The 6,293-nt window shown below is 61.1% G+C and carries 9 protein-coding genes; 5 read left to right on the forward strand and 4 right to left on the reverse strand.

Features of this window, described 5'->3' with window-relative positions; genetic code table 11:
- Positions 1-7: 7 nt before the first annotated feature.
- Complete coding sequence (locus AB4Z15_RS24315) at positions 8-295, reverse strand: YciI family protein (protein ID WP_442019304.1); 288 nt, start codon at positions 293-295, stop codon at positions 8-10.
- 68 nt (positions 296-363) lie between these two features.
- Here AB4Z15_RS24315 and AB4Z15_RS24320 point away from each other — a divergent pair, with 68 nt between their 5' ends.
- Together AB4Z15_RS24320 and AB4Z15_RS24325 are read left to right on the forward strand one after the other, a co-directional pair.
- Entirely contained in the window at positions 364-843 is a 480-nt protein-coding gene (locus tag AB4Z15_RS24320) for a MarR family winged helix-turn-helix transcriptional regulator (RefSeq protein ID WP_216927438.1), read from the forward strand.
- Positions 844-882: 39 nt separating this feature from the next.
- The gene (locus AB4Z15_RS24325; protein ID WP_442019305.1) at positions 883-1,647 is read left to right on the forward strand and encodes an SGNH/GDSL hydrolase family protein; all 765 of its coding nucleotides are present in this window, start codon (positions 883-885) and stop codon (positions 1,645-1,647) included.
- A gap of 11 nt (positions 1,648-1,658) precedes the next feature.
- On the opposite strand, the gene AB4Z15_RS24330 is transcribed toward AB4Z15_RS24325, so the two are convergent.
- The 3 genes from AB4Z15_RS24330 to AB4Z15_RS24340 are packed head-to-tail and all read right to left on the reverse strand — an operon-like array spanning position 1,659 to position 4,391.
- Entirely contained in the window at positions 1,659-2,480 is an 822-nt protein-coding gene (locus AB4Z15_RS24330) for an FAD:protein FMN transferase (RefSeq protein WP_442019306.1), read from the reverse strand.
- Positions 2,464-2,916 carry an FMN-binding protein gene (locus AB4Z15_RS24335; RefSeq protein ID WP_442019307.1) on the reverse strand — a complete coding sequence of 151 codons (453 nt, stop codon included), beginning with the start codon at positions 2,914-2,916 and terminating at the stop codon, positions 2,464-2,466. The genes AB4Z15_RS24330 and AB4Z15_RS24335 overlap by 17 nt, the downstream gene beginning before the upstream one ends.
- Positions 2,917-2,930: 14 nt before the next feature.
- Positions 2,931-4,391 carry a ferredoxin reductase family protein gene (locus tag AB4Z15_RS24340; RefSeq protein WP_442019308.1) on the reverse strand — a complete coding sequence of 487 codons (1,461 nt, stop codon included), beginning with the start codon at positions 4,389-4,391 and terminating at the stop codon, positions 2,931-2,933.
- A 395-nt stretch (positions 4,392-4,786) separates the two neighbouring features.
- On the opposite strand from AB4Z15_RS24340, the gene rpmB reads away from it, so the two are divergent.
- Genes rpmB through rpsN form a run of 3 tightly spaced genes read left to right on the forward strand, consistent with a single transcriptional unit; the run spans position 4,787 to position 5,500 of the window.
- Positions 4,787-5,023, forward strand: a complete 237-nt coding sequence (gene rpmB / locus AB4Z15_RS24345) for a 50S ribosomal protein L28 (protein WP_011776361.1) — start codon at positions 4,787-4,789, stop codon at positions 5,021-5,023.
- Positions 5,023-5,190: a 50S ribosomal protein L33 gene (gene rpmG, locus AB4Z15_RS24350; protein ID WP_003798558.1), complete on the forward strand. Its 168-nt coding sequence runs from the start codon at positions 5,023-5,025 to the stop codon at positions 5,188-5,190. The genes rpmB and rpmG overlap by 1 nt, the downstream gene beginning before the upstream one ends.
- Before the next feature lie 4 nt (positions 5,191-5,194).
- Positions 5,195-5,500 carry a 30S ribosomal protein S14 gene (rpsN, locus tag AB4Z15_RS24355; protein WP_216927432.1) on the forward strand — a complete coding sequence of 102 codons (306 nt, stop codon included), beginning with the start codon at positions 5,195-5,197 and terminating at the stop codon, positions 5,498-5,500.
- Positions 5,501-6,293: the final 793 nt, after the last annotated feature.

Genomic DNA, 6,293 nt, shown 5'->3' on the forward strand with positions numbered 1-6,293 from the left:
GCAGGGCTCAGTTGTCCAGCAGGTTCTCGTAGCCCTCGGCCACAGTGGTCGCGGTAAATTCGATGATCTCGAACTCGGCCACGCCGTTGCTGTAGAACGGGTCTTTGGCCAGTGAGTCATCCAGCGTTGCCCGGTCAGCTTTGGAGAGCAACACGCCCCCCGTGGCTGGAACGCGACGTCCCGACGCAAGGAACACGCCGGCGTCGAACGCTTCCTTAAGCCAGGCCATGTGGCCTGGACGGTGGAAATCGGCGATTTCGTCCGGAACTTTGTAGGTCAGGGCAACAACGAACATTCCGTCAGCCTACCGTTTGCGGCTGCAGCAAGGCCGGGCCAACCGGCTAATTCTCCTAAGATGGATCCATGACTGAACCCCGCTGGCTTAATGCCGACGAACGCCGTGCCTGGTTGGCCCTCCTGAGCATCAATACCTTGCTTCCGTCGGCGTTGGATACGCAGCTCCAGTCTGCCGGGAAATTGTCGCTGTTCGACTACAACGTGTTGGCGATGCTATCGGAAACCGAGGGCCGGTACCTGCCCATGAGCGAGCTCGCGGCCCGGACCAGCGCGTCGCTATCGCGGCTGTCGCACGTGGTCACCAAACTCCAGAAGCGCGGCTGGGTGGAACGCCAGGCGCACCCGGGCGACGCGCGGGTCACCGTTGCCCACCTGACCGAGGCCGGCATGTCCACCATTGTGGCCCTCGCTCCCGGTCACGTTGAGTCCGTGCGGGCGCTGATGCTCGATTCACTCTCGCCCGACGACGTCGCGGACCTCGCGCGCATCGGCGAGAAAATCGTCTCCCGGCTGGACAATAACCACTGGATCCTGCGCGAGTCGTAGCTTTTTACCCAAACGGTCGGCTAATGGCAGACTGGCGGCATGGATTTTTCTGCCCGTTATGTTGCCTTAGGGGATTCCTTCACTGAGGGCGTTGGCGACGACGACCCAACCCGCCCCAACGGCGTCCGAGGATGGGCCGACGTCGTTGCCCGGCAGTTGGCCCACAGCAACGAGGACTTCGGCTATGCCAACCTCGCCATCCGCGGCAGGAAGCTCCGCCAAATCATGGCCGAACAAGTGGACGCGGCGGTCGCATTAAAGCCCACGTTGGTGACGATGTACGCCGGTGCCAACGACATCCTGCGGCCCAAGATCGATATTGATTCGCTTTTGGAGGATTACGACGCCGGCATCTCCAAGTTAAGCGCGACGGGTGCCACTGTTGTGCTCTTCACAGGCTTTGACGCCCGCGGTTCCAAGGTTTTCAGCACGATGCGTGGCCGGACCGCGATTTATAACGAGTTGCTCCGCGAAATTGCCGAGAACCATGGTGCGCTGCTGGTGGATTACTGGCGGTTCGATGAGTACTACGACGTCCGGATGTGGGCGCAGGACCGGATGCACATGTCGACGGCGGGCCACGTCAATATGGCCAAGCGTGTGCTGGACGTCCTTGAGCATGAGCATGTGCTTGAGGTCCCCGAACTCGCACCGCTTCCCGCGCTGAACAGGTCCGAAGCCATCCGGGCAAATGCGCGATGGGTCCGGGAATTCGCCGGTCCGTGGGTGGTGCGTCGTGTGCGGGGAACGTCCTCGGGCGATGGGCTTAGCCCGAAGTATCCGGCTCTGATCCGCCGGGTCTAGATGGGCGGGGCTCAGGCGCCGTTACGGAAACCCGGCGTGGCGAGCAAAGTCCCGGCCCTCCCAACCGCGAGTACTTCGACGCCCCATTTCTCCACTGCACGATCCAAAGTTGGTGTTCCGCCGGCGACGATTGCCGTTGCCAGGACGTCGGCCGTGACGATGTCCTGTGCCGCGACGGAAACCTGAACAAATTCCGTCCGTTCGGCCCCGACGGTCCAAATGTGTTCTCCCCTTTCAGTCGAGCCAGACGTTGCCAAGGCCGTCATTCCGCCTTCGGCCGAGGCGCTGAGGCGGTATGTACTGAGCAGCTTCTGGCGATCGAACGGATCAACGATGCCCGCCAGCCACGGGTTGGGATCTTCAAAGGCAGAGTCCACGGGCCCGGCTGATCCGTTCACCAGCACGTCCCCGCCAGCGTTGAGGCACCAATCGTGCAGTCCGAGGGCACCTAAGGACAGTGCAGCTTCGCGCATGGCGTGGGCTTTGACGATTCCCGAAAGATCCAACGCGCCGTCCGGTCGCTCAGCCGTGAACGCACCTTCGGTGTCCACGCGCCATTCCGAGGCCTCCGCATAGAGTTCCTGTATTAACTCCGAGGCATAAGCCAACGTCAGTTCGCCACGGGCCAGCCGGCTTGCCTCAGATCCTTTGCGGTAAAGGCTGAACGTCAGGTCGAGCTGCGCAAATATCTCTTCGACGACGTCGACGGCGGACTGCAGCTCATCGACGGCGGTTTGCGCGGACGTGCCGCTCGCCACGGTCAGGCTCACCACAGTGCCCATGCTGCGGAAGGTACGCGCACGGAGCTTTTCGCCGTTAAAAGTTGGCTGCATCGAGGGCCGCCTGGAGGGAGGTGAGATAAGCCTCACTGGTGACGGTCGCGCCACTGACTGTTTGTACATTGGCTGACTGGGCCTGCAGGACTTCGGATCGCAAGACCGGCGCTGCCCGGCTGCTGATCTGGGCCGACTTCCGCTCGGCATCGGTGAGCTGCAGGGGCGTGACCTCGGTGATCTTGCCGTTCCGGATGGTCACCTGCACCTGGACTGTGCCGAAGCGGGTCCCGACCGACGCGCCGTCGTACGTTGCCGGCGTCGTGCTTTCCGCGCTGCTGCCGCCCCCGGTGGAGGTGCTGCCGTTCTCCGCCGAATCGCCTGCAGACAGGCTGCTGCTCAGGCTTGTTGTGGTGGAAGTACCTGTTTCGGCCACATGGGCGCCTGCTTGCCAGCCTGCGAGCAGGATGCCCGCGGAGGCCAGGGCCGTTGCCATTGCTGCCCGGATTCTCACCAGTCGAACCTTTCGTAGTGGATTTGTTCTGGACGTAGCCCGGCCGACTGTGCATCCTGCACCACTTTGCCGGCCCAGCCAGCAGGGCCGCAGACGTAGACGTCAGCCTCGGCCACGTCCGGGACATAGGAGTGGAGCGTGAAACCGGCTTGAACGGCTGCTTGGGGCAGCCATTCGTTGGAGCGTGCGGAGCGCGGGCCGGTCAGGTGGAAGAGCGTTGCGCCGCGGGATTGGCAAAGGGCCATGATTTCCTGCCCAAGGAAGAGCTCTGATTCGTCGTGTCCGCGCAGCAAAACAGTTGCATTACCAGACTCAAATGGGGTGGATTCCAGCAGCGATCTCAGAGGAGTGATGCCAATGCCGGCGCCGATCATCACCACCCTGTTGCGGGACCGGGCGGCGGTGCTGAACATCCCATAGGGTCCTTCAAGGGCGACTCTGGTGCCGGGCCTAAGGCGGGCCAGCCGATCCGATCCGTCGCCCAGGTTCCGGACCGTGATACGGAGTTTGCCCGCCGTAGTGCCCGTGGCCGGAAGGGGTTCGGCGGACAGGCTGAAGGGGTGCGGCTGCCACCAGAACCCGGGAGCCAGGAACCTCCAGATGAAGAATCTCCCGCCGGAACCAGCGAGCCCGTCCAGGCGCAGTCCAGTCATTTCGATGCTGAAGACGTCTGATGCAACACGGACCACGCGGCTGACCGTGAGCTGATGCCGGAATGTCGCCGCGAGTGGCTGGTAAATCCTGTAGAACAGGAGCGCCGCGCCCGTTGCGATGCAGATGGCCAGCCAATACCAGCGCTGCCAGGTTCCTTCGGCAAAGAGTCCGCCAACGCTGAACTGGTGGGGGATGGCCGTTGCCACGGCTGCATACGTCAGGAGATGGACGACGTACCAGAATTCATAAGGGAACCTGCGACGGACGGCCACCAACGAGGTCACCACCACGGCGATGAACAGCGCCATAGCGACGAATGCAAGCCACATATCCGGCACGTTGACCCACAGGGACACGGCCTCGCTGACAGGGTCAAGCCCTTCTGCCGCGCCATAACCGACCGCGATGAGGAGCCCATGTGCAAGCAGCAGGTACAGGGCTGGCTTGCCCAGTGATTTGTGGATCTCAAGAGCACGGTCATGCCCGATTGTGTTGTCGATCAACGGGATCCGGGCTGCGAGGAGCAGCATGAGGAGGACCACATCCATGCCGACCAAACCAGCCACGATTCCCAGGCCTGTCGCTGTTCCGGCAAAGGAGGAGAACCCGGCTGCACCGCCGTCTGCGAGCCACAAGGCGACCGCGACCACCGGTGACACCCACCCGAGGAAACCCAGAAGGTCGGCCCGGGCCAGCCGTCGTCGGGCTTGCGCCCGAAAGGGTTCGACGGCGGCTGGTTGCGTCCGTGGGCCCGGCGCCGAGGACCGTTCAGCACCCGAAACACGTGAGAGAAGCGATGTCATGATCCAAGACTCGCCAATGATCCTTTCGTTCTGCTGTGAAAGGGCTTGTGAGGGCTTATGATTCCTGATTGGTCTTAATTTGGCCTGGCCCGTAGAATAGTTAGGCGCTAGGTAGTGCGGATCGTGTGCAATTGCTCCGGTTGGCGGTGAAGTCAGTCTGACTGACATCCCGATGGCCGGTAGTTAGGGGCTCAAGTTGCGTGCATTCCTGTATTCGCCCGGTATCCCAGGACCTGTTCCAGTGTTTATCACTGCCCGGTTCTGAGGCCCAACCTTCTTCGCCGTACTTGATGCGGAAACTACCGAAATGGTATGGATCGGACGCGAACGCTGCCTGTCGCACGGTAACGCAGGAACATCTGCACACCGTTACATTCAATCTTTGGAGGAGAGTCATGGCAGCACACTGCCAAGTGACCGGGGCCGAGCCGGGCTTTGGACACAGCATTTCGCACTCGCACCGCCGCAACAAGCGTCGGTTCGACCCGAACATTCAGAAGAAGCGCTACTGGGTTCCGTCCCTGCGCCGTAACGTCACGCTGACCCTGTCAGCCCGTGGCATCAAGACAATCGACGTACGCGGCATCGACTCTGTCGTCGCCGACATCCTGGCACGAGGAGTAAAGCTCTAATGGCAAAGGACAAGGACGTACGTCCGATCATCAAGCTGAAGTCTACTGCGGGCACGGGTTACACCTACGTAACGCGCAAGAACCGTCGTAACGATCCTGACCGTCTGGTCCTGAAGAAGTACGACCCCAAGATCCGCCAGCACGTCGAATTCCGAGAGGAGCGCTAAACACATGGCAAAGAAGTCCAAGATTGCTCGCAACGAGCAGCGCAAGGTCATTGTTGAGCGTTACGCTGCCAAGCGTCTCGAACTGAAGAAGACCCTGGTTGACCCCAACGCGACTGACGAAGCACGCGAAGCTGCACGCCTCGGCCTGCAGAAGCTGCCCCGCAACGCCTCCCCGATCCGTCTGCGTAACCGCGACCAGATCGACGGCCGTCCCCGCGGCACCTTCCAGAAGTTCGGTATCTCCCGTGTTCGCTTCCGCGACATGGCTCACCGCGGTGAGCTCCCGGGTATCACCAAGTCTTCCTGGTAATCACGAAGCTCTGAAAGGGCCGGTAACCGTTATGGTTGCCGGCCTTTTCTGCGTTTAAGCGTGCTTGTCCGTGGTGCCGGTGCGGCGTGTGGCTTGGGCGGGTCATCCTCTGCGCGCTCGGTCGTTCCTCCCTTGGACGCGCGCTGCCGGATAACCCCCGCCCCCTTCGGTTGTTCTCTCACATCGTCGTTGTTTTTGAGCATCCTTCTTTCACGTCCGGACGTGTTTGGGGGTTTGTTCTCTCATGTTGTGTCGGCTTTTGGGTTGGCCGGGGTTCGGAATGTTCGACGGCGGTGGTTGGGTTTGGTGTTTGGCGACCGGGTCGTGGGGGTTTTGGTTGGTGTGACGGGCTTCACGGGTGGTTGTTTGGTGGTTTTGGGGTGGTTTTGGGTTTGGGTGGTGCTGTTTGGCTTGTGTTTGCGGGGTTTTTTGAGGGTGTGGGGTGGATTTGTGTCGGGGCTGGTGGGCGTGTAATGTCTTCTGAGTCGCCGCGAGTGAGACAGCCTGGTGCTGGGAACTGCGGGGGCCAACCCCTTTTGATAACAGCCTGGAATATGGTGCGCTTTTGGGCGTGCCGGTAACGGGTGGGGCCGATGTGGCGGGATCGAAAATCGCGGAAACGTTGATTTGCATGGTTCCGGTTGATCGGGTAAGTTTGAAAAGTTGCTCCGGAGCGATCCTGTGGCCCTGTTAGGGGTTTTGGTGGTGCCGGTTAGTGTCTGTTGTTTGAGAACTCAATAGTGTGCCAAGTTTGTTGATGCCGATTGTTTTATTGATTGGTTGAAATTATGGC

The organism is Paenarthrobacter sp. 2TAF44, from assembly GCF_052114885.1.
In the GTDB taxonomy this organism is placed as follows: Bacteria; Actinomycetota; Actinomycetes; order Actinomycetales; family Micrococcaceae; genus Arthrobacter.

Bases quoted from the DNA above. Each gene is read 5' to 3' on its own strand.
- AB4Z15_RS24315 (WP_442019304.1), bottom strand. From the start codon at position 295: ATGTTCGTTGTTGCCCTGACCTACAAAGTTCCGGACGAAATCGCCGAT.
- AB4Z15_RS24320 (WP_216927438.1), top strand. From the start codon at position 364: ATGACTGAACCCCGCTGGCTTAATGCCGACGAACGCCGTGCCTGGTTG.
- AB4Z15_RS24325 (WP_442019305.1), top strand. From the start codon at position 883: ATGGATTTTTCTGCCCGTTATGTTGCCTTAGGGGATTCCTTCACTGAG.
- AB4Z15_RS24330 (WP_442019306.1), bottom strand. From the start codon at position 2,480: ATGCAGCCAACTTTTAACGGCGAAAAGCTCCGTGCGCGTACCTTCCGC.
- AB4Z15_RS24335 (WP_442019307.1), bottom strand. From the start codon at position 2,916: ATGGCAACGGCCCTGGCCTCCGCGGGCATCCTGCTCGCAGGCTGGCAA.
- AB4Z15_RS24340 (WP_442019308.1), bottom strand. From the start codon at position 4,391: ATGACATCGCTTCTCTCACGTGTTTCGGGTGCTGAACGGTCCTCGGCG.
- rpmB (WP_011776361.1), top strand. From the start codon at position 4,787: ATGGCAGCACACTGCCAAGTGACCGGGGCCGAGCCGGGCTTTGGACAC.
- rpmG (WP_003798558.1), top strand. From the start codon at position 5,023: ATGGCAAAGGACAAGGACGTACGTCCGATCATCAAGCTGAAGTCTACT.
- rpsN (WP_216927432.1), top strand. From the start codon at position 5,195: ATGGCAAAGAAGTCCAAGATTGCTCGCAACGAGCAGCGCAAGGTCATT.